Origin of the sequence: Cognatundibacterium luofuense, assembly GCF_018139685.1 — a bacterium.
In the GTDB taxonomy this organism is placed as follows: domain Bacteria; phylum Pseudomonadota; class Gammaproteobacteria; order Burkholderiales; family Burkholderiaceae_D; genus Undibacterium; species Undibacterium luofuense.
Map to the genome: position 1 here is coordinate 1 of NZ_JAGSPN010000151.1, position 450 is coordinate 450.

Annotated in this window: 1 pseudogene; it reads right to left on the reverse strand. The window is 47.1% G+C overall.

Annotation, left to right across the window (positions count from 1 at the left end):
- Nucleotides 1-79: 79 nt before the first annotated feature.
- Nucleotides 80-450, reverse strand: a pseudogene (locus tag KDM89_RS19775) (hypothetical protein); the annotation flags it as partial.

Here is a 450-nt window from a genome sequence, read left to right on the forward strand (position 1 = left end):
TAAAAAAGCGGAGATAAATCTCCGCTTTTTTGATCAGCGATCATTCGCTGAATGGTCAGACTAAATGCATTAGCCTGTATTATTTGGCGCTGGCAGATTTCTCTGCTTTTGCCGGTTCTGCTTTGTGTTCTTTCTTCACTTCAGCTTTGACTTCTGTTTTCGCTTCAGGCTTTACTTCTGCTTTCGTTTCGGCTTTAGGATCCGCTTTCATCATTGCTTTCGGCTCTGCCTTTGCTTCTGCTTTAACATCGTGCTTTGCTTCAGTTTTAGTATGAGCAGACGCTGCCTGATGTTTGCCTGTTGTTGCACTTGCGCTGGCGGATGCAGAGGCACTTGCTACGCTGGCTTCCGGTGCTTTTGCCGGTGCTGGTGTTGTAGTTGCAAATGCAGAGCCTGCCATCATTGCGGTTGCCATCAGGGAGATGATCATTTTGTTCATGGTGTGCCTCT